Below are 21,911 nucleotides of genomic sequence, written 5' to 3' on the forward strand. Positions count from 1 at the left end.
ATACGTACGTATGTGCCTCTCAGGAGGACGCAGAGGCGTTTATTATGGATTTCATGAACGTACGCACTAATAAACCAGAATAATCCAGCCAGAAGCTTTACAGAGACGCTCTTCCCTTTGTTTTACCTGATTCCCTTGATAGAAGAATATATTCATCCCTAGATAACGACGTGACGTCAGAACTAACGTATTCACAATCACCAAACCCATTCAACTCACGGATGTACGATGCATTATCAAGCTTAGTTATTAGAACACTCTTTAGGGACGGCAAGTAATAGACCTTATCAAGCAGTTTATAGTCACCACAAAGATAGACAGAGCACAGAGGTGTACGTTTGATTAGGTCATTAATCTCAATAAACGTGTCTGACTTAAGCAGGGAGCTGTGATTTATCACAAGTATAAAACCATTACTCAAGTCTAAATGACTAACCCCTGAAAGGTATCTTACAAACGCTCTGATGTAAGTATCATAAAAGTCGGCATCCCCTTCTATTGAAATAACTTGATTACCATCATCAACAGGGTCTGACAGTAACAGCTCTATATCATCAATAGCATCTGACTCCGAGTGCAAATAGTCAGAAATCCTCGAATCCGACTGCTCACCAAGACCTAAGACGTAATGCGGTCTTTTTCTTGCCCATAAATTTGAACTTAGACACTCAAAAGCGTAGGAACGGGGCAGATCCCAGTAAGAACCAACAAAAGCACAAGACCTTACATGCTTAAAAAACTCTTCTGTATGACAAATACTATATCCATCATCTACACGAGATAATGACTTCAAACCAAGAGCTGATGCAATAGAGTCAGCAACGAATACATTTAACTTCTTGAATAGATTTAACACTCATCCCCCAAAGAATCGACATCACTAAATTGTTTAATACCTATACAAATTGAAATTAGGAATAGTCAAATAATCGACGTAAAATTTTCATTTGGTGTTGCATTGCCAAGTGGTTGTGGTATTATGACTCTCGTGGTCAGGGAGGTGGTTCTCTCTGAATAAATACAGGTTAAGGAATAAAATGATTACTACAGCAACTCCATGTCATGCAGAAAACGAACGCATTCAACTCATCCGTCAAGAAGAAGGCGCTATTGTAATCCTTAAAGAGGAATTGTCTAATGCTGACCCTAAACACTGGCGCACAAAAGAATCACAGAAGATGCTGGAGAGCGCTCTCGCGAAGAAAGATTCACTAATCGCACACTACGAAGAAGTGTTTGGAAAGACATACAACAAAGAGCTTAACCAATTACTGAGTGAGTTTAATCATAATTCTGAGATGGCAAAGAACATTCTGAACGATGAATGGCGCGTCGCCTCTATGATGACCGTAGATGAGGCTGAAGAGTTAGCGAAGCAATATGAAGCTCGAATGTGTGCTAACCGCAAGGAACTCAAAGAAAAGCACAATTACGAAGTTTAAACACAGTTGTTCATGGTAGGGAGTGGTAGCCCTACCCTTATTCAAAATAACATCCGCCAGCATCAGAATTGTTGTTGCAATGCCAAGTGTTCGTGGTATTATACAAGAACCGAATGACAATGAACTCAAACATGGTTGTGTCGTTTGGTGCTGGTGGCTGTTAACTTTCGCTCTTTAAAAAATCAGGTTTAGATTATGCAAAACGGTATTGTAGTTATTGATACCTTCTCTAAAGAAGTAAACATCATCGGCGGCGACAAACAGGTCGTAGAACTATCATTAGTTTTGGAATCAGAATCCAACCTATTCTTTGCGGTTGACTCTGACTATCTTGGGCAAGCTGTTGATGCTGTGCGTTCACCATATGGTAATGGGACTGTTATTATTGATGGTTGTCATGATGACGGCTCCAATCTGCAATCAGACGCAATCCAAGAAAGCTATCATGCCAAGGGGATGGATGAGCACCCTCACCATACTAAAAATACGTGGGTAAATGACGTGAAAGCAGGGGTAACAATCTTAGGTTATTGGGATTGGGTTTCTTCAGCACTATCTTAAAAAATCATCGGTGGTATTATTATTTTAGTAATAGTGCCACTTATTGGTTGAATTGGTGATCTGCCTCTGTTGAAATGAATTTAATCTTGTTCAATTAATTAATTTCAGGAAAAGTAAGATGGCTCAGAGATTACTTCAGTTTGCAGTAGATGATGGTTCAACAAATGTAAAAGTAAGCTGGCTACAACACGGTAAGCTACAAAACCTAATCTCCCCTAACTCATTCCGTAAAAACTGGAAGAGTGCAGCTCTACGCAACGACAAGAAAATCTTCAACTACGAAATTGGTGCAACCAAGTATACGTATGATGCTACATCCGACAAGGTGTTGGAAACTACTCACGTAGACTACCAATACTCAGACCTTAACCTACTTTCAGTGCATCATGCCCTACTACAAACTGGCATTACACCTCAAAAAGTTAAGCTGGTGGTTACTCTGCCTATCACTGAATACTATAACCCAGACGACTGCCAAAAGAACCTTACTAACATCCAACGTAAGAAGGACAACCTAATGAGAGAGATCTCATTGAATAAAGGTGAGCTTTTTGAAATCGTTGATGTAGAGGTTATGCCTGAAAGCTTACCAGCAGTTCTATCCACTCTAGTCAGTTCAAATTGTCACGAGTTCACACGATCTCTAGTGATTGATCTAGGCGGAACAACTCTTGATATGGGTGTGATTGTTGGCGAATTCGATGATGTTTCTGCTATATACGGCAACAATGAAATAGGTGTATCAATGGTAACAGATGTTGCTCGTAAAGCTCTTGCAAACGCTGATAGTGATGCAAGCTATCTTGTTGTTAATGAATTCATTAAACAACGAAATAACCCTGATTTCGTTCGTGAAGTGGTTAACGATGAGCAACAAACACCAGATATCCTGCGTCGAATTGAAGATAAGATTGAAGAGCTTGGGCAGCAGGTTTCAACCGAGGCTAAGAAATTCGCGAAGAATGTGAACCGTGTTTACATTGTTGGTGGCGGTGCAGATCTTATCGCTTCCCCAATCAGAGAAGCATACTCTAAACTTGGTGATCGTGTAGTCGTTGTTAACGAATCTCAATCAGCACTTTCTCAAGAACTTTGCTTGTACTTTGCAGAGGACGAGCCAGCTATCATTGATGGTGAAGCTGCGTAGTTTAAGGAAGTATGAAAATGATCAACCGCCTACAAAAGATGACTTTCACCTTGCACTTTGACACAAAGGGCAATAAGGCTGACCGTTGTGCGAGCAGTATTTTACGCAAGTGGGCGGAAGATATATCCGCTCTTAGCAACTCAAAGGAAGGTTCGAACGTTGAGTTGATGTATGCAGCGGACATACACAAACAGGTTTACATGGCGGGGTTATTCCTGCACCTGCTATCTCCAACATCTACTCGACAGCTATCTAATTTGTTAATCGAAGGTCAAATAAACAAAAAGAACCTGATTAACTCCTTAACAATTGGTGATGTCGCAACTGAAGACGAATTGACGGAGTTAACGATTCGTGAATCCGCACCTGTAGATCATAATGGTGAGCTTGGTGATGTCTTGGCAGAGGTTGTGAAATTGAAGGAGATGTTGAGTGGTGCGCCAATCAGCATATCTGACTCAACACCTGAGGTTGCTATAGACACTCAACGTGATGTTAAGGAAACCCTTGATATACTTAAATCTATGAGTACAAATCAAGTGTCACCTGTTACCGACACATCAAGTATTGAGAAACAAATTACTAAGCAGAACGAGATGCTGTCAGAGATTTTGTCTTCAATCAAAGCTGGTGGTCAGACTCAAACTAACAAATCTGGTCACCATTCAGAACCTTCTATCACTCGTGCTGAAGACAGCGGAGAGCCTGTAGTTGTAACCCAAGGGAATCTAGATCAAGAGACACAGGACAGAATTAACAAAGCAAAAAGGGTAAAAGGGAAAGGTTGTTTTTAAAAAACTCTTGACTTAGAAGAAAATGAGGTTATTATTCTCGACAGATTTAACACATTCGGGAGCAAAAAATGATTATCAAATTCTTCAAAGACGATTGGAAAAATCTTTTCTTTGTAACGTTAGCTACTTTGGTTTACGCACTTTTATTCTTTTCAAGAATTCAAGATGCATCTATCAAAATCTGGTTCCAAGCATTAGTTGAGGCAGCCCCTCTTATCTTTGGTGTAGTGTCTATTGATCACACGTTGCAACATTTAGCAAAAAACTACTACAGGGAACAAACCTCAATTAACTAAGGGAGCTGATGGCTCCCTTTTGTTTACTCAATATTTGTACTGTAGCTTTCACCAACGCTAGGGTGTTCAATTACAAATTTAGCTACACCTAAATTAATACTTCTAGTTACCTTCACCTCGCCATCCTTTGATTCGTATATCCAATATTTGGGTTCCGGATTAAACCTCATCAAATCAACGGCTTGATTTTTTTTACAAGACCACTCTACACCTAATGCAGTCTCATCAAGGATGCATGATATCGCCAGCTCCTGATCAAAGTGTGTAAAACTTACACCATTCAAATTAGCGTCAATTTTCATTATTGTTGGAATCCAAGTGGCTGTTATGCCTGTTAAGATCAACCCCCATACCAGTTTTCTGTATTTTGGATTGATTACATTAGTTCTGAGCATTCGTTTTTTCTTAAAAGTAATAGATTTGTTTTTGCCCATCAATTACATTGGAAGAAAACGAAAACATGAATATTTCATCCATTCAGAGATTTCTTGAGGAAGACTCAAGAGTGAAGATTAACAATGTTAATCAAGGGGTTAACGAAGGGAGCATTAATGCTACTGTTACTGGCCCAGCTATTGATATTAATGAGCAGTATGAACTTACAATCGAAGCTTCAAGAGATGGCTTAAGATTTTACGTTCAAGGTGTTGAGGGGTTTCAAGAAACCAAGAATTCGAAAAACCAAATAAATGAATTTTTAAACGGATTGATTGAGAACGGGCTTAAGCACGAAGATAATACAGGAATGTTCAGAGACGACAGTCACAAAATGTTTATAAATGGAATTGAACAAAAGATTGATAGTTTTAATAGAAAAAACACAAAGACTCCTCTACCAGCCCCATCACCAACTCTTATGGATGCTTGCGCTAATACTAGCTCATTAAGCCCTAAGAAGTAAAAATGAACCTCTTAATCACCGTTCCAAAAGAGTTTTCTAACGGCGTCGCCCTCAAGCAAGTACTAGAGGGCGCTTGTTTGTACAAAAAGCCTTCATTAGTAAGAATTACAAATAGCAATGTTTTTTTAGAAGAAGGAATCAAAGTTGCTATCTTAAATGAAGATGAAAATATCTCATTCACTCATTACATAACCATCTTAAACTCTTGCAAACAAATCCCAAAAAATACTGTCAATACAGAAACATCTAAGTTTTACAAATCAAGCCTAACTTACACTACAAACATCAAGGACAACCATGAGTATGATCTGTACATTGGTCGAGGTTCAATTTATGGAAATCCTTATTCAAGAAGGGATGGTTTTACCAAAGAAGAATGCATACACAACCACTCTTACGATTTCTGTCGAGAAATACTACCCAATATCCAACAAATTAAAACCGATCTAGATAATAAAAAAGGCATCCGCTTAGGTTGTTTTTGCAGCCCTAAATCCTGTCATGGTGATATTTACACTTGGTATTGCAATAAGACATCTCCGATAATGCCACTAAACTAGTTTCACTTTGGTAAAATGAAGTTAAATTATTTTTGTTCAGGAAATGAAAATATCCTATCTTCCCATTAAATGATTTTTTGGCATGAGAAAATACATAAACATTGCTGTGGCATCATTACTAACGTTCGGTCTTTCTTCCTGCGCCAATATTGAAAGCACAGGAACGAACACCCCTTACAACGCGTGCCAAATCTTAATGAAAAATAAAGATTGGTTTCAGGCATCAAGATTAGTAGCTGAAAAATGGGGAATACCTATCTCCGTTCAACTCTCTGTAATCAAGCATGAGAGTACTTTTAACGGTGACGCATCTGCCACTACAAGCAGTGCTTACGGTTACGCTCAGGCTCTAACAGGAACGTTTAATGAATACAAAAAGGAGACCAACAATAATAATGCATCTAGAGGTTCATATTCGGACTCAGTTGACTTTATAGGTTGGTATTTTAGCAAAACAACAAAATCCTTAAGACACTCAGCCTACGATGCTGAAACTTTCTACCTTGCGTACCATGATGGAATTGGTGGTTTTCGAAACGGAACTCACAAGAAAAAGCCGTGGCTTGTAGAGAAGGCAAAAAAAGTCCAAGCAGTGGCAAACCAGTACAGATTACAAATTAATAAATGCAGATTACCTAGGTGACAATAATGAATTACGATTTCCAAAATGCAGTAATCAAAGTTGTTGGTGTTGGTGGCGGTGGCTGTAACGCAGTTAACCATATGATCGCCCACAATATTGATGACGTTGAATTCTACTGTTTAAACACAGACATTCAAGCTCTAAGAAAAAGCCAATGTCCACAAGAAAACATTCTTCAGATTGGGGCGAAAAACACCCATGGACTTGGTGCGGGTGCAAACCCAAATAAAGGTCGAGAAGCAGCAGAGGAAAATATAGAAGAAATCAGAGAGCTTTTGTCAGATGCTGATATGGTCTTTATTGCTGCTGGAATGGGTGGAGGAACCGGAACAGGTGCAGCACCTGTGGTTGCTCAGTTAGCTCGTGAAATGGACAAGCTCGTCATTGGTGTTGTAACAAAGCCATTCTCTTTCGAAAGTAATAAAAGAATGTACTTTGCAGAACAAGGTATTGGTGAATTACGTAAGTACGTTGATTCGCTTATTGTAATACCCAATCAGAAGCTGATGGAACGCCTGCCTAAAAACATACCACTAACGGCTGCATTTGCCGCTGTAAATGATGTTCTTCATGTGGCTGTCAAGGGTGTATCAGATTTAATTCTTAAAGAAGGTTACGTTAATATTGACTTTGCCGACATCAACACTGTTATGACCAATAGCGGCCTAGCGATGATGGGACGTGGTGAAGGCACTGGCGAAGATCGTGCTCTTCATGCAGTTAAGTCAGCAATCTCTAGTCCACTTCTTGATGACATTAAGATTGAGAACGCAAGTGGTATTATTGTTTCAATTTCTAGTGGGCTTGATATCACTCTTGAGGAACTTGAGATCATTGGCGAAGAGATTAGCAAGCTAGCTCGTGAAGATGCTGTTGTTGTCTTGGGTAATACATTTGAAGATGGATTAACTGATGAACTTCATGTAAGTGTTATTGCTACTGGTTTAACAAGCGTCAATGAAGAAGTTGCTGAAGAAAAACCAGTTAGTGCAATTAAAGTAACTAGCCGTAATCTTCAACAACCAACTCAAACAAAACCTGTACAAGAGAAACCTTCAGAGTCGCTTCGTGTCCCTGACTTTCTAAGGCAGAGATCGGAATAGATTGCTTTATGTGAGGTGTGCCATAAATCTGGCATGCCTTCTTCAAAAATCGAGTTTCAATCTGAAAAGAAGCACACTCAAATTGAGTGGCATGCACTTATCCATTCTCCCTATGTTACTGAGACGCTAATTGCCTAGTGTCTATTTTCGTCCCAGTAACACTTTTGGAAATTACTGATTCCTAAAGATTTCCCATGGATTTTTCTGAGTTACCCCTCCCTCAATTAATGCTGGTACGGCTTCAATTTTGAACGAACTCATAAGGTTCAAAAGCCCATATAAATCCTGCTTATTATTACAAGAGGGAATGCTTTTATTTCTTATACTCTCACCTTGCACAACAAACGAATTCACTAGAGTATTTGCTGCCCTCTGCTTTGGTAAACATTGTAACCCTAATGACTTTGAGATAACTTCCCTTTCCATATTTCTACTTACAGGTATAAATGTGATTTCTTCAAACTCATTTCTTGGAAGTTTGGCCTCAAGTTTTTTTACGTAGCTTGTAGAAAATGGACATGTATAATCAACGATCACAACTCTGCTTGTGTTAACCTTACCTTTAAGGTTGAATCCAAATTTTTCACCATAACTCTTAATTAATCCCTGCCTATAGTTCCATAGATTTTCGGTCTTTAACTTAAGCTTACCTTCTACAATGTGAGCAGGAAAACCATCTAAAAAATATTCACCATTTTGAGTGTTTTTCATCGCCACCCCTCCCATGTAGTTAGGGTAGATCTCAAACTCCCCATCATTAAAATGACTCCCTAGATTTTGAAGCGTATCTTCACTTAAATCGTTTGCAAAAGAGGGTGATTGAAATGCAATACTTAGGATTAAAATCTTTAATGTTCTGAACTTATATTTACTCATAAAATTGATTACCTTTACTACAAAAGTAATACAAAAATTCAGGCATGATAACCCAAGTAATACCATTAGAAATCCTTACTTTAAGTAGTGCTTTATTCAAAGTGTCTACAAAGCAAGATGATGCATTCACGTGTGATGTTAAAAAGATAAATTTAGAAAAATCCGAACTTATTATCTCGTTAAACAAGAAGATTGAAAGCTCAAACTTAACTCTTAACCTCTGGTGCACAAAAGGCCATTATTCAATTGATTTAAGGGTTAAGGAAGAACTTCGAAATGAGAAGGACTATCTTGTTAAAATCGGCAGCATAAAACATCTTAACGGGGCTCCGTATACCTTATCTGAAAAAGGGTGTTTTATCGTGTTCGAAGACCCTCAATTGAGAACAGATTTCTCACCTAAATCAACTCAAGTAATGCATGAAATATTTGGGTATTCTGAAGGATTTGTAGTGATAGACACAGGTTCTACAGACTTAAGTTATTCAGTAGCAAAATCATTAGAAGAGAAAGAAAAAGTTGAAATAAGAAGCACTGATTCTACTTACCCATACACCTTACTAAAAGGTAACAAAACTGAAGTTTGGGGAAAGTATCTGAAGGTTAATCTATCTGAAGATAAGTCAGCTCAATTTTCTTCAAAACTAACCCCGCTATGCCGAAAGAATGCCACAAAACTAATACAAAAAGGCTAGAACAAAACCATGAAGACACTGATAAGAAATCTGTTCATAACCCTTGCGATCAGCACTACGACCTTAACGTCTTATGCTTCATCAACTGACGAAAAGATTTACTACAAAGAAGTTGAAAAAGGAGACTTTGTTGTTAGTAATAAGGAAAAAACAAAAGTAGAAGTTATCTATTTCTACAGTCACAACTGCACAGCATGTCGAGTATTTACCCCTGCTTTTGAACAATGGACTCAATCTGTAAATGGGGACTCAATCAGAGTGATAAAAATCCCTGTAACACCGAGCCCTCGCTGGATATGGGCTACAGTATTACAGTTAGCAATAGAAGACTTAAAGATCGACGTAAAGTCATCAGATATAACCAAAAAACTAACCGATATAGGTGCCACAATTTCGGATAGAGACTCAGCAATCGCCTTCTTAATGAACGAACTAGGTGTTGATTATCTAACAGCTGAAAATTCAATAAATCTTGAAAGATATAAGACAAAAATCGAAAGGTACGAGGCTCTATTTAAGGAGTTTGAAGCTGCTGGTACACCAAACGTAGGTATAACTACATCCACCAGCATCAGGTACATTATCGGGCCACAATTGAATCTTAATTTTTATGAGATGCTAAGCGCCATAAATGGAATAACAACATTCTATACTAGCAAAGAATTGATATAAAAATTGCAATAAAAAAAGGCACTACCATTAGTGCCTTTTTTTTCATGGTTCTAGACCACTAAACAACCTCATCTAGCAACTCTTTATGTATTGGTCTATAGCCATAAAAAGACTCAAGCAAATACTTATCAATCCCAAATATTGTGTTATCCATAACAGGGTAAGGATAAGGTATGTTTGTAGTCTTCTCTGTTAAATAGTGCCCCCAGAACCCACATACTTCTACCCAAGCAACTGAGCGGCCAAGATTGTTAAACATATAGAACAATTGTCTGTCTTCCTTCTTGAGCCAAATGAAAGAACAAGATGGCAAAACTCCGCCTTCCCATGCCTTTTCTATAACTCTTGCCATAACAGTCATATCGTAGGCATGAGAGCTAATGCATTGCCTTATAACCTCATTGTTTCTTAACTCACTAATAATGGCATTAGTCTCTATATTTGCTGCTTTACGAGCTCTGTGTTTTTTCATTGACTCTTCTATTGCACCCTTAGGAATAGTTGTCGCAACAAAGGCATCTAAATAGTCTAAAGGCTTGAAGATATTGAATGGGTTCAACACGAACTTTAAAGACTTCATCCAAACTGGGAAGAACCCCGGTTTGCTTGAGTATGCCTCCGCTAATAGTTCTACTAATTTCTCACTTCTATCTTTGCCCCTAGCAGGAGAAACAGCCATCGGCATTGCAGCGGCAATTACGTATTTTTTTTCCCGTGATAAGTTATCAAAACCAGTCCACTTATTACCTAATTGCTTAACAAGAAGTGTTCGCAAAGTGTCTGTGTTTAACCAAAATTCTTCTCCATGATCCGTCTCTTCAGTTTCTATACAACCATTGTCCGTTAGGTATTTCTTAATCTTTGGTGACATGCGCCAATGGCCTTCATCAAGAGAAGCCCATTTTTGAGGGTTGTCATACACAACTGGCAGTAATTCTTTAAACCCTCCAGACATAGTTTCAGCAAAGGAATCCAACGTAAATTCTGTGTTGTACTCATTGATATTCCTAATTTTTCTGTATACACGATAAAAAAGCAGCAAGAATACCGGAGCAAAGAATGCAGATTGCAATCTAGCAATGATCTTAAAGTCATCTAAGATACTGCCTGTACTATCTGTGATTGACTTGGCTATCTGTAAGTTAGTTGTTGTATCTACATGATTGAGAAAGTTTAGCGCCTTGACAACGTAGAAGGTGATATTTGATGTATCCACCTTCCCTCCTACATAGAAGAAATCTACCCAGAAAAACATGTATTTTGAGTTATTTGCAACAACGTCTATTTGTAGTAGTGCGTCCATACCTGTAAAGAACCAATAACGTGTGTAATACAGGAAAGCGGCGTATTGAGGGAAAAAGTATTTGTTAAAAATTATCGGCAAAACAACCATTAGTATGATCACTGTCAGCATAAGCGCCATACTTGTTTCTTTACCATTGTTAGAGGATTGATCCATTTTCCTCTTATTATATAAATAAAAATCGAGCACCTTGAAGTGCTCGATTTGATGATTTACCTAAGTACCTCGATTCTTTCTAGTCTATCTGGCGAATTCTCTTTAACAGCTATGAGGGCAGAGGTTAAATTTGAAATCCTCTCTTGGTATTGGGCTTTTTCATGCTCGAAGAAATTACGTAGAGCAATTTGGTTCATCATTTCAGTTAAGTGGCCTTTCTTCGTCTGTGTTGAACCTATCTCTTCAAGCTCTTGTGATTTCTTTGTCATCATGTAGGCAAGCGTATCAAACCTAGACATAGGAACCTTAACACCCTTGTCAGTAGCTACCCTGTTATTGATTGAAGTGCTAAAGCTATAGTTTGCTAAAGACAGTGCTGATTCTAATTGCTTGTATCTTGATGCAAGTACAGAGTTATTCTCTTGTGCAGATGGTGATGGGCGTCTTAACGCCCCAACACGAAGAATATTAGAGTAGTAGTCCTTTGCAGCCTTTAATTCGAAGTCACTATAAGTATATTCCGTTTGATACCCAGTCTCAGGATCAATTCCTTCACTATCTATATTGATTGGCTTAAGAGCTACAAATGACATTACATCCGCATATGGTATTGGCGCAGCCTCATCACACACACCTTCTTCAACGTCCTTTTTGGAGCAGTAATTCTTCAAGTGATTAAGTTGAGCATCTCTTGCGACAGTTCTTGTATCTTTAATTTCTGATGTTTTGATTTCATTCTCAGAAAGCATCGATTTCATAACATCTTTGCGAGCAAGATAACCTGTACGACCAAATGAACTCTTCTTGATTTTGCTCTCGGCACACATTGTTCTAAAGTACTGCTCTGACGTACCGCCTTTAATACCATCATTGTGAATTAACTCGTTCTCGAACATCTTTCTTTCAGTTTCCATCTCAGCAATGAATGAAGCCTTTAACTCAGAGTTAACCTGATCAATTTGCGCTTTGCTTATTGAAGCCAGCGCAGACGACTCTTTAATTGCCTCTAATATCTGCATATCTCTTGATGTGATGGCATTTTGGATATTAGCAAACGAAACCTCAATCTGTAACGTAACTGGCTTCACAACTGTAGATTTAAAAGCCTTACGCAAGTTATCCATATCCCTCATTGCAGAGCCCGTTAGAGCAATTACAGAACCTGCCGTTGAACATACAGCGTATGAAGTACTTGGCGTAAGCAGTAGGACACTAGTAAGAGCAATAGCTTTGAGTGAGTTTTTCATTACTTGCCTCCTTTGTCTTGCATGTACTTAATGTTGTCTGGCGAGTTTACTTCTTGAGCAAGCAAAGTAGCCATAAGCAACTCTTGCTTTTCCAATCTAACCATTTCATCGAACAACATTTTATTTGCAAGTACCATCTGTTTAACGGATTCACTAATCATTGCTTTCTCATTCATCGAACCTAACTTCTCAATGTTTTCAGGTGAGAACATATCTAGGTTTTCATCGATTTCGTAACGCAACTTATCTAGCTTTGCCGCCCCATCCTCTCTTTCTTTAAATGGCTTCTCGCCTTGAGGCGAAGTTAGGTCAACTTTTTCAGACAACACTTGCCCACGTCGATCGCTTACCGATGTATCAAAAGAGCTTCTAGCCATACTTAAGGAAGCGTTTCTAGACAAAAATGCCTGCTGAAATGCAGCAGAGGAACCTTGAGATTTATCAGATTTATTCTGATTGTGCACGATGTCCGCGCTTATGATGTTATCCGTAAACCCAACGGCAGCACGTAACTGAGCTTCGGAACGATAAGTCTCAGTAATTGGTGGCAAGCCCTCAAGACCTTCTACTCCAGTTCTGTCTAAGTTTTCATGTTTAGAGAGAGAAATTAGGTCTTCAATCTTAGGATCTGTTTTGTCTATGTATCCATCTCCACCTACATCAGCAGGTGAATAAAAGTTTGAAGCAGATGTATCACCGTTTGGGACAATCTTATTGTTCAGCATATCTTGTATAAACTGAGCTTCATCGATTTCGGCTCCGCATAATCCGATTGCTTTGTCTTCTGGCGTACACGTAACCTCTCTAACCTCCTTAATCCTACTAGCGACAGCATCACCACCAGCAGTGCTATTAATTACTGCATTTACTTTAGCTGCTGACTCTAGCTTGGTTTGAGTATTGGAAATTGCAGATTCCTCCCTTTCAATTTGTGCTCGTTTATTTGCATCACACATTTCTGCATAATGAGCCAGAATTGCGCTCGGGAAGAAAGGTACTTGCTGACCACACTGATTAGCGTCACAAACTGGTTTTCCATCTTTCATTTTCATTGGAACGTCACTCATAACAGAGATGCTCTGACCATCTACATTGCTTTTAGCGTACTGGATGATATCTGTCATATTTGCGTTCCTTAGATCTGGTCTCTGCAAAAGCTTTCTGGATTCTGTAACCATTTCCTTGCGCATACCCGGAATTGGTGACATACCATCTCTTATTCTCCTCGCGTTCTGTTCAGCCTGAAACTCCATCATTGACTTAGATTGAATATTTTGAATCTGCATGTATTCTTGTGTAGCTTGGTTACTTGAAGAATAAATACCCTTAGAGATCTCCATTGCCCCTGAACTGGTTGAGCTAACTATTTGTTGAGTTCCTGTGTTGAGTCCAGCAGTGATCTCGGCAGCCGCTAATGCATAATCTGCCTGAAGTTGTATCAATGGAATTTGAGCTGCACCATCAAGGGATGTTGCTGTCCAATAGGCGTTAGCTGAAGTAGCAGTAAACACAGACAAACAAATTGCTGAAAGCTTGAGTTTTTGTCCTCTTTTAAAACTAATCATTTTAGTTATATTTTAAGTTTAAATGAGCTTTTGAGCCAAATTTAAAGCCAAATCAATTTCTTTTCTCACCTGCAACCTTAGTGGTTCAAGCATGGCTAATGGGTTTGAAAGAAACTGCTCAACTAAACCTTGTTCGAAAACAGTTTTAAAATACTGCGATAAGTTTTGAGTAAGGGATCTTTCAAGCATATGCATGACAACAATTTTTGTAGCCTTATCTGACTTTTCCGGAATACACTCATCAACGATATCGAAGAAGATTCGCTTAAGCGTTACTGAGTACTCCCCAGAAAGCTCTGTAAGCTCTGATTCAGATATTGCGCCAGAAGCATACAATGCCATTAAAAATCTATTTACAAGCGTCAGTGAGCCAGCCAGAGAGCATATGGACAGCTCTTGGTAAGGTGTTGCTTGAGCTCTTTGTAGTTGCGACGAGAAATGGTCAAGTTCATCTTTGTTGATATTGTTATTGTTAGCGATTAACCATTTTGTCAGAAAGTGTTTAGCTAGACTTTCATTTGTTTTGCTCGAAAACTTTACTTTAGAAGTGATTGTGCCACATTCATCATTTACCTTTTCGATCAGTTCTGCCGATTCTTTTAGAGTTAACTTTTGATCTGAAATAAGCATCATGATTGACGCGACATTGGCTTGGGAGAATTGCATTTTTATTTAAGGATAGTTCCATATAGACCGCAATTTAAGTAATCTTCATTAAAAAAAGATGGACATCACGAATCTTCCAGCGAAGGTAATGTTCCTTATTTGGCTCAACAACGCCCTCTCTAAAGGCTTAGCAACACAATCAAAGTCAAATAAGAAGATTATAAATCTCAGTAGAAAACTGAGCAGGACAATACTTATTGCTCGGCGAAAAAACAATACACCTTTAATCGGGCTCCCTAAGGACATGACACCTTGGTTCTTCTCAATGCCCGTTATGGCTGTCGGGTATACGTCTGACGGTAAATTACATCTTCTTCTAGGCGATAAGGCAGTAGATTTGTGCATTACAATCCCAACATCTGGTGAGCGAGGCGCAATAATCGGCAAACAAGATGCCAAAACCATTGACCTTTACAGCTACCACCTAGAGAAGGACAAAAGGACTTATTTAAGCAGACCAATTGGCCGATTTGAGATCATGTACATGGATGAAATTCAGCATGTGTTACCTGATGAGTCCAATGAGCAATGGAACTATGAAAACTTCCTTGAAGAAGACTTTGAAATTGAAGAACCTAGTAACTTCTATGAATTTGGCAAAGAAAAAAAAGATAGGTAGAAATAATGATTTTAGAAGACATAACAAAAACCTTTGTTCTAGTACCTGCCGCAGGGATCGATTGCAACACTGAAAGTTCACTTGATTCAATTGTAATGAACAGCTCGCACAGCAGTATCATAGAATCCCTAATTCAAACCCCATTCTTTAGCGACTGTGCATACTTTACCTCTGTAATCTTCGATTCAGAGCAAGCTGAACTGTTCAAAACAGACTACTTCAGGGCATATAAAAAGTGCAATGACCTAAATGCAATCTACCAACGAAAAGGGCATATCACAGCTCCTGTTAATAAGATAACCAAAGAGATATTGCAAAAAAACGTTAAGTGATGACTCAAGTAGCAACAAGAACAAAAGACACTGAACGAAAATACTTAGAGAGAGCAATCTCACTCTGTAAAAGAGCTCTTATTGAAGCAGAAGAATCAGGCGTAGACACCTCAAATCACCGAATAAGATTAAAGTTCAAAGGCAAAAACATTGAATGTTTGACTGTATTTGCTACTGCAAAATGGGGGAAGAAAGTTTGGTTTCCAAAGTATGATAAATCAACTTGGAGGCAATACAGGTCTGCACTCTCATATCTTGCCGAGTACCAGTTTCAAAGAGGTGTAATACACTCCAGTAATGTTCTTGACGAGATCTCTGAAGTTTTAAAAGGAAGTAACGAAAACACCAAAGAGCTCGAAAAACAGACATCTGGAAAAAAAATGAAATCATTGTCAGATGATGACCTTTCCAGACTTTTAGATGAGCTTTCAAAAAGCAAATCTAGTCTCTCTGGCTTTTTGTCTGTATGGCTGTATGTAAACTGCTTAGTTGGACTTAGACCTTCAGAATGGAAAACGTCAAGCATAATCAAAGGAAGCGATGACAAATACCGCCTAAAGGTCAAGAATGCCAAACAAACCAATGGTCGATCGCACGGAGAGTACAGAATCATTTCGCTATCTAACTTTAGTGATAATCAAACTGAAAAGATAATTGACTTCACATCAATGTGTGAAGAGCTAAACAATCAGAATCTGTTCGACCGTTACTATCAAAATTGTAGAAAACTACTCCAGAGAACCTGCAAAAAAGTGTGGCCTAGGCGAAAAAGGAGCATAAGCCTTTATTCATCAAGACACCAATTCTGTGCGGACTTAAAGAAAAGCGGGAAGAAACTTGAAGAAATTGCTTATCTCATGGGGCATTACAGCACTGATACTGCATCATCCCACTATGGCAAAAGGAGGTATGGGAAATCTAAATTAATGCCTGATGTACCTGACGCTGAGTTAAGCAAGGTAGCGACGAAGTATAAGAAATTCACGTTTAAACGAACAAAAGGTCAGGTTATATAAATAAAAGCTCGATACATCGAGCTTTTTTTACATTTAGGCTGCTTTAGAATATGTCCTAACGATATGACCAATAGGATCTTTCCTTATTGAAGCTTCGGGGCTTTCTGTTGATAACGTATACACATAGTCTTTTATACCCATAGGGTGCTTTTCAAGCATGATTTTAAGTACATCTCTATTAGGCATTTTCTGTGTTAACGCGTTATACACCTCATTGTCGACAGCGTCAGATGTGGTCAACCAGTACTGGAACGGTGACAACACAAACCTCAAAGATTGAGTGATAGTTGTTGTCTTCAAATTGAATTTCGCAATAAAAGGCGTACCCTTTTCTTTATTTGGCCCCGTGAGCTGAGATGAATAATATTCGGACAAGTAGTTATTAAATGTAAACTTCTCTTTTACATCTTCTACAGTACCTGCGTTGTTGGACATTACAAATAATGAACCCATGAGATTTGTAAATGTTGAGTCAAAGTCCCTCAGCAACTGACTTGCCATTAAAACCGAAAGAGACCATTTACGGGCTTCTCTCATTTCAGTCAAAATCATGTCTTTAAATGAACTTAAGTACCCAACTCGGTGGAATTCATCATACACTGTTAGTTTCGGTGTACTTCTGAGAATCGGAACTCTTTCCTGATGGTACTTGAGATAGCGCGGTGGCGTATACTTGTAGATTGACTCGGTAACAAAGAAGTTCCTTGTAACAATAAACCTACCCAGTGTATAAAAAACTGCGGTTTCTTTCTTTGCCGCTGCCGTGTCTCCGCCTTTCGCAACATTGTTCAAGTCAAGAACAATAAAACGCCCTTCATCAACGTCGATGTTTGTGGGATGCGCAATAACAGGGTAAGACTCTACAGCCAAAGTTATCTGCCTTATCGCGTAATCAGTCAGAAGCTCTCGACTTCCCTCACCAACAGTAACATCCTTGTAGTTCTTCGTTATATTTGGCGACATGTTAAGCTGCGCCACAATGTCGTCAATGGTTGGAACTGCGTACCTCTGTGCTAGCTTGGCACCTTTTATATCTCCGTTATCAAAGAGTAAATCCACAATATCCCAATAACTTACAGTAGAAGTAATACCATATGGCTCTAGAATTTCGTCTAATCGTTTATTCTTGCCCCTTGAGTACTCCTTTGGTTTTTCATCATCAGAACGGTATTTATAAGCGTCGATGAGTGCCTGCTTGATAATTCCATCTAAATCCGGATGTGGCTTTTCTTGTGTTGCAGGGGTTAGCAACGTCAGATAGAACCCAGCCATAAAGTTGCGTTGGTCAATATCTGGATGTCTACAGCCAAGAGGAGTGTCGTGGATGTTGTAAGCAAAGTCCTTATGATTCTGCATCGTTAGATGAATGAAGTTGTCTTTCATCTCGGATGGCAACATGCTACGTAATAGTTCCATCATTCGCTGGACAGAAAAACCAATGTCTAAATAACCAACAAAAGGTATGACTCCATTTTTTATGTGGTTCAATATGTGGGATAAAGCTATACATTGTAAAAGTACAGACTTACCACTACCCATCGTTGCCATAACACCGATATTCCAGAAGTTCTGCTCTTTGTTCGACGTTGGTAGGTAAGGAAATAAATTACCGTCTTCTGTTACAAATGAAAGCGATGACTTATCCCATATCCTTCCTCTTCTTGATAAAGGTAGCTGCGGCAATACTCCTAAAACAGGTGCGTAACTTGTGCAACCAAACACACTTTTAGAAATGCCCGGAATTGATTGAACTAATGCCTTTAATGGACTCCCCTTAAAATTTCGTACTTGTGAATTCCCCCAAGAAGTAACCTTAGTCTTTAAGTGATTTTTCTGTGACAACAATTGCTTTGTATCTTCAGACCAAGTGCAAACAGAGATCTTATAGTCCACATTTTTATGGCCTATCATCGCGAGTGAGTTTACAGCTGAAATGCTATTCTTTAAACGCCCGTTAGACGCCGGAAAAGGGATGTGCGACAACGCCTTTTTCCAGAATAAGTTAAAGCCCATGTCTGACTTAATCTTAAATGAGATCAGATAAGGTACTTCCAAGTTGTTTATGCTGTCTGCTAAATCGTTAAACACAACTAAATCACGAGGCGGAATCTTAACTTCAAAAGTTGAAAACTTCATATCATCAACTTCTAAGATATTTCTCGATATATCCTCTTCTAATTCGTCTTGTTTAACGATTTGCTCAGATATTGAAGGCCATAAGTAGTAGGAATCTTTACCCTTTTGTATTCCCTCAACATTTGCACCTTTGGCTGTATACTCGGTGTCTGGAAAGATGAACTTTGAATCTTCTGGTACAAATTCCTGAAACATCCTTGCCATAAAACTTAACGCAGTATGCCTGTCGAGGACTTTTAAATTACAACCGAAATTATTAAGTGCTGAACATACGTCTTTGGCAAATTCGTTGTGCTTGATAAATAAGTCGTTGTACTTAACACCAAGGGGTTGAGAACTTTCATCTAAGATGCTGTACTCTTTGATGTCATCAGACTCTTCTGGTGCCTCCTCAAGGGCTTTCGGAGATGTCCAAACTGCTAGTACAACCCTTTCCTTGGTTATCTGTTTGGATATAGCTTTGGTTTGACTGTCAAAAAGTTCTTCTAAGTTAAAACCGACAGCTTTAGAAACCTCCCTTGCTCTTGACTGAGATTCTTCGACCAGTTCTGACCCAGTTCCAACTTCATTCTTAAAAGCAAAATGGAGCTCATGAGACCCATTTGAGAGGTATGACTCCACTTTCTTGCTAATGGCATTAGTTCTTGCCTTGATAGACCTAAAATCATTATCTTCAACAGTGTTCCCAAGAATCTCTACTAGTGAAACTAAGGAGCCATCTTTCGTTACAAAAGTTTTCGTATTCAACGCAGTATCTATCTCAACCACGTTGTCAATGTTGTTCCCAACAGAATCCAAAAAGAAGCGTAGCGCCCCTTCAATTGAATCAATAGCTTTACTACCTATCACTGCTCTTCGTTATTATTTTTATTTAATTCAGCGTTTACGTGCTGTAACAAACCAACCCACCGTTCAGGCGCGTATTTTTTTAATTCATTTGATTTCAAGTAGTGAATTGTCTCGGCTAGATATTCTTCAGAGGGAAACAATCTGATGTTCGCTAGCACCTTACCTCTTGCCTCGTATTCTTCATCTGAAAGTGAATACAAAAACTGACACAACACAGAAGGGTCTGAAGTACCTTCACCAAGCGTCCTTTCTAACAGATCTCTCTTGTCATCAAAGTATGTTTCAATTTCCTCTAACACTTCTTCTGTATCTTCGAATTCAGATGAAAAGACCAGTGCAATTGCAAAAGCGGTGACCTCACTTTGAGTCAGTTCAGGAGCCCAAATCAAATACCCCGGAGTCTTAACATTCAAAAGATCCAAGTTATATGACAAATAACAAGATCCACATATCAAAGAGTCTTCCGATTGATAATGCCTTCCTTCCTGTATAGGTAAATTACAGTCCATGCAGAATAATTGTGATAACTCCTCACCAGATGCAGAGACTACCTTTTGGGACTGTGATTTAAGCAGCTCTTTGAGCTGCTTTTTTTTGAAGGGCTTGGGCACACACCCACGACTAATACCTAGCATTATTTAGAATTAGATTTTGGTTTTACGACGCTAACCCTACCATTCTCAGACATGACAATCTCATTAACACTGTCGATACTAGTAATCTTACCGTATCCATCCAAAGGATCGCCGACTTTGAAATGAACTAGCTTCATTGAACTGCCGTTATCAATAGGGACATTCAAAAACACAATATTCGGCATGATCGCTGGCATAACGTAAGTAGGTTTACCGCCCTTGACGATATTGATTTCGTTATTCAGACCCAATGCACTTTCAACCATGTTTTGCGAATCCCTTTTGGGCATAGCCTTTTGAGATTTAGAATGTGAGGACTGCAACTTCTTATAGCGCTCTTGGTTGTCTTTAACCACCTTGAGAACATCAGTAATCTCTGTCTGCAAGGTTTCCTTTACTTTAGCCAACTCATGACTGCTGTTGACATCTTGAAGACGAACCAATTCGAGTAAATCATCAAATTTCTTATCAGAAACATCTTGGTTACTATCAACCATGGATTTCAAGCTGATAATTGCCTTTATTAATTTTCTGTACTCAGCACTATCAGAACTGTCTTTAGATGCAACCGACTCAAGTTTTTCTGCTTGTACTTGTAACTGCTTAATTTGCACTACAAGTTCATTTTGAGATTGAGTGACTTCTTTGTAATCAGACGAAACCTCACTCTTGAACTTATCAAGAGACGATGCTGATATTGCCGTTTTAGATACTAAATCAATCCTTTCACCGAGCTCGGTTTTCATGGACTCAACTTGACTAGTCAGTTGGGCTAAATCCCCCTTATTCTTTGACTCGTAATTAGCGATACGATCCATGATTCGGTCAATCTCACCAGAATCTGAAGGGGTGGTTAAGAAATACGTCCCGCTTGCGCCTATTAAACCAGCAATCAACGACGAAATTATCATAGGAACAATCGTTGTCCCTTTTTTAGCCACTTGAGGGGTAATTAGTTCTTTTTCTTCAAACTCTACTACTTCAGGCTCTTTTTTTGATAAATCACTATTACCTTTTGCGCCATTAGCAAACTTTTTCAAAAGACCTGACTTCTCAACTTCTTGTCCAGAATCTGCCGGATTAACCTCTTGCTTTTCAGCTTTAAGTCCTTCAACTGGTTTTTTCGGTTTCTGCTCAGAACCCTCGTTCTCTAGCGCATCATCTTCAAATAAGAATTCTTCAGTCTCTTCACCAAAGTTTTCAAACGAAACAGAATCAGTAACCTCTTCTTCAAAAGCAAAATCGGAACCACCTGAATCGCCCGTAACAGGGTCGTCATCAAAATTAAATGATTCTTCTGTTTCATCTATGAGTGAGTCACCAAAATCGACAGTTTCTTCGTCAAAACTAACATCCTCACCAACAGTACCCTCAGGTTCCTGAGCTACGTTCCCAAAATCAACATCGGAATCGAGATCAAACTCAGGTTCACTATCACCAAAATCAACATCCATGTCTATAGATGATGTTTCAGCCTCACCTGCATTAACGACTTTAGCTGCATCTGTATCACCTACATCACCAGTATCATCGTCCAAAAAATCCAGATTATAGTCGCTCTCAATTGTATTTTTTAAATCGATCCCCTCATATTCTTTGTCAAAATCGATATCAACTTCAACATCATTGGGAGCCGCACTTATATTTCGATCAACCATTATTTTTTCTGAAATAATAGATTTTTTTAGACAAAAACA

The 21,911-nt window shown here is 38.8% G+C and carries 24 protein-coding genes; 14 read left to right on the top strand and 10 right to left on the bottom strand.

The genetic code is table 11. The annotated features are described in order from the left end of the window. Nucleotides 1-97: 97 nt before the first annotated feature. Nucleotides 98-856: a hypothetical protein gene (locus tag KJB35_RS20710; RefSeq protein ID WP_285469707.1), complete on the bottom strand. Its 759-nt coding sequence runs from the start codon at nt 854-856 to the stop codon at nt 98-100. A gap of 181 nt (nt 857-1,037) precedes the next feature. Here KJB35_RS20710 and KJB35_RS20715 point away from each other — a divergent pair, with 181 nt between their 5' ends. The 5 genes from KJB35_RS20715 to KJB35_RS20735 all read left to right on the top strand — a co-directional run bounded on the left by KJB35_RS20715 (nt 1,038) and on the right by KJB35_RS20735 (nt 4,240). Continuing rightward, nucleotides 1,038-1,442: a hypothetical protein gene (locus KJB35_RS20715; RefSeq protein WP_285469708.1), complete on the top strand. Its 405-nt coding sequence runs from the start codon at nt 1,038-1,040 to the stop codon at nt 1,440-1,442. A gap of 195 nt (nt 1,443-1,637) precedes the next feature. Continuing rightward, nucleotides 1,638-2,003: a hypothetical protein gene (locus tag KJB35_RS20720; protein ID WP_285469709.1), complete on the top strand. Its 366-nt coding sequence runs from the start codon at nt 1,638-1,640 to the stop codon at nt 2,001-2,003. A gap of 118 nt (nt 2,004-2,121) precedes the next feature. Continuing rightward, nucleotides 2,122-3,150 (top strand): plasmid segregation protein ParM domain-containing protein, encoded by a 1,029-nt coding sequence (gene parM, locus KJB35_RS20725; protein ID WP_285469711.1) that lies wholly within the window; start codon nt 2,122-2,124, stop codon nt 3,148-3,150. A 17-nt stretch (nt 3,151-3,167) separates the two neighbouring features. Further along, nucleotides 3,168-3,944: a hypothetical protein gene (locus tag KJB35_RS20730; protein WP_285469712.1), complete on the top strand. Its 777-nt coding sequence runs from the start codon at nt 3,168-3,170 to the stop codon at nt 3,942-3,944. A gap of 68 nt (nt 3,945-4,012) precedes the next feature. Then, the gene (locus tag KJB35_RS20735) at nt 4,013-4,240 is read left to right on the top strand and encodes a hypothetical protein (protein ID WP_285469714.1); all 228 of its coding nucleotides are present in this window, start codon (nt 4,013-4,015) and stop codon (nt 4,238-4,240) included. Nucleotides 4,241-4,263: 23 nt separating this feature from the next. Here KJB35_RS20735 and KJB35_RS20740 read toward each other — a convergent pair whose 3' ends face one another. Beyond that, nucleotides 4,264-4,674, bottom strand: coding sequence for a hypothetical protein (locus KJB35_RS20740; RefSeq protein WP_285469715.1), 411 nt, complete (start codon nt 4,672-4,674; stop codon nt 4,264-4,266). Nucleotides 4,675-4,700: 26 nt separating this feature from the next. Between KJB35_RS20740 and KJB35_RS20745 the strand changes: the two genes are divergently transcribed. From KJB35_RS20745 to ftsZ, 4 genes are all read left to right on the top strand, one after another. Continuing rightward, nucleotides 4,701-5,141: a hypothetical protein gene (locus KJB35_RS20745; RefSeq protein ID WP_285469716.1), complete on the top strand. Its 441-nt coding sequence runs from the start codon at nt 4,701-4,703 to the stop codon at nt 5,139-5,141. Between the two features lie 2 nt (nt 5,142-5,143). Next, complete coding sequence (locus KJB35_RS20750) at nt 5,144-5,701, top strand: DUF4326 domain-containing protein (RefSeq protein ID WP_285469717.1); 558 nt, start codon at nt 5,144-5,146, stop codon at nt 5,699-5,701. Between the two features lie 82 nt (nt 5,702-5,783). Next, the gene (locus KJB35_RS20755) at nt 5,784-6,344 is read left to right on the top strand and encodes a transglycosylase SLT domain-containing protein (RefSeq protein WP_285469718.1); all 561 of its coding nucleotides are present in this window, start codon (nt 5,784-5,786) and stop codon (nt 6,342-6,344) included. A 5-nt stretch (nt 6,345-6,349) separates the two neighbouring features. After that, nucleotides 6,350-7,447, top strand: a complete 1,098-nt coding sequence (gene ftsZ, locus KJB35_RS20760; protein ID WP_285469719.1) for a cell division protein FtsZ — start codon at nt 6,350-6,352, stop codon at nt 7,445-7,447. A 171-nt stretch (nt 7,448-7,618) separates the two neighbouring features. Here the strand turns inward: ftsZ and KJB35_RS20765 are convergent, their stop codons facing one another. Continuing rightward, entirely contained in the window at nt 7,619-8,323 is a 705-nt protein-coding gene (locus KJB35_RS20765) for a hypothetical protein (protein WP_285469720.1), read from the bottom strand. Nucleotides 8,324-8,367: 44 nt separating this feature from the next. Here KJB35_RS20765 and KJB35_RS20770 point away from each other — a divergent pair, with 44 nt between their 5' ends. After that, nucleotides 8,368-9,018, top strand: coding sequence for a hypothetical protein (locus KJB35_RS20770; RefSeq protein ID WP_285469721.1), 651 nt, complete (start codon nt 8,368-8,370; stop codon nt 9,016-9,018). 9 nt (nt 9,019-9,027) lie between these two features. Continuing rightward, on the top strand, nt 9,028-9,690 hold the full coding sequence (locus tag KJB35_RS20775; RefSeq protein ID WP_285469722.1) for a thioredoxin domain-containing protein: 663 nt from the start codon (nt 9,028-9,030) through the stop codon (nt 9,688-9,690). A 58-nt stretch (nt 9,691-9,748) separates the two neighbouring features. Here KJB35_RS20775 and KJB35_RS20780 read toward each other — a convergent pair whose 3' ends face one another. Genes KJB35_RS20780 through KJB35_RS20795 form a run of 4 tightly spaced genes read right to left on the bottom strand, consistent with a single transcriptional unit; the run spans nt 9,749 to nt 14,627 of the window. Next, complete coding sequence (locus tag KJB35_RS20780) at nt 9,749-11,149, bottom strand: hypothetical protein (protein WP_285469723.1); 1,401 nt, start codon at nt 11,147-11,149, stop codon at nt 9,749-9,751. Between the two features lie 56 nt (nt 11,150-11,205). Then, nucleotides 11,206-12,396 carry a hypothetical protein gene (locus KJB35_RS20785; RefSeq protein ID WP_285469724.1) on the bottom strand — a complete coding sequence of 397 codons (1,191 nt, stop codon included), beginning with the start codon at nt 12,394-12,396 and terminating at the stop codon, nt 11,206-11,208. Next, nucleotides 12,396-13,961, bottom strand: coding sequence for a hypothetical protein (locus KJB35_RS20790; RefSeq protein WP_285469725.1), 1,566 nt, complete (start codon nt 13,959-13,961; stop codon nt 12,396-12,398). Before KJB35_RS20790 ends, KJB35_RS20785 begins: the two co-directional genes overlap by 1 nt. Before the next feature lie 18 nt (nt 13,962-13,979). Beyond that, on the bottom strand, nt 13,980-14,627 hold the full coding sequence (locus KJB35_RS20795) for a hypothetical protein (protein WP_285469726.1): 648 nt from the start codon (nt 14,625-14,627) through the stop codon (nt 13,980-13,982). A gap of 244 nt (nt 14,628-14,871) precedes the next feature. On the opposite strand from KJB35_RS20795, the gene KJB35_RS20800 reads away from it, so the two are divergent. From KJB35_RS20800 to KJB35_RS20810, 3 genes are read left to right on the top strand one after another with little or no spacing between them, the layout of a single operon-like run. Further along, nucleotides 14,872-15,246 carry a hypothetical protein gene (locus tag KJB35_RS20800; RefSeq protein ID WP_285469727.1) on the top strand — a complete coding sequence of 125 codons (375 nt, stop codon included), beginning with the start codon at nt 14,872-14,874 and terminating at the stop codon, nt 15,244-15,246. Between the two features lie 5 nt (nt 15,247-15,251). Next, nucleotides 15,252-15,578 carry a hypothetical protein gene (locus KJB35_RS20805; protein ID WP_285469728.1) on the top strand — a complete coding sequence of 109 codons (327 nt, stop codon included), beginning with the start codon at nt 15,252-15,254 and terminating at the stop codon, nt 15,576-15,578. Beyond that, nucleotides 15,578-16,594: a hypothetical protein gene (locus KJB35_RS20810; RefSeq protein ID WP_285469729.1), complete on the top strand. Its 1,017-nt coding sequence runs from the start codon at nt 15,578-15,580 to the stop codon at nt 16,592-16,594. Before KJB35_RS20805 ends, KJB35_RS20810 begins: the two co-directional genes overlap by 1 nt. 33 nt (nt 16,595-16,627) lie before the next feature. Here KJB35_RS20810 and KJB35_RS20815 read toward each other — a convergent pair whose 3' ends face one another. The 3 genes from KJB35_RS20815 to KJB35_RS20825 are packed head-to-tail and all read right to left on the bottom strand — an operon-like array spanning nt 16,628 to nt 21,872. Beyond that, nucleotides 16,628-19,579: a hypothetical protein gene (locus KJB35_RS20815; protein ID WP_285469730.1), complete on the bottom strand. Its 2,952-nt coding sequence runs from the start codon at nt 19,577-19,579 to the stop codon at nt 16,628-16,630. Beyond that, the gene (locus KJB35_RS20820; protein ID WP_285469731.1) at nt 19,576-20,214 is read right to left on the bottom strand and encodes a hypothetical protein; all 639 of its coding nucleotides are present in this window, start codon (nt 20,212-20,214) and stop codon (nt 19,576-19,578) included. The genes KJB35_RS20815 and KJB35_RS20820 overlap by 4 nt, the downstream gene beginning before the upstream one ends. Continuing rightward, nucleotides 20,214-21,872, bottom strand: coding sequence for a hypothetical protein (locus tag KJB35_RS20825; protein WP_285469732.1), 1,659 nt, complete (start codon nt 21,870-21,872; stop codon nt 20,214-20,216). The genes KJB35_RS20820 and KJB35_RS20825 overlap by 1 nt, the downstream gene beginning before the upstream one ends. Nucleotides 21,873-21,911: the final 39 nt, after the last annotated feature.

Source organism: Vibrio sp. D431a (genome assembly GCF_030248655.1).
In the GTDB taxonomy this organism is placed as follows: domain Bacteria; phylum Pseudomonadota; class Gammaproteobacteria; order Enterobacterales; family Vibrionaceae; genus Vibrio; species Vibrio alginolyticus.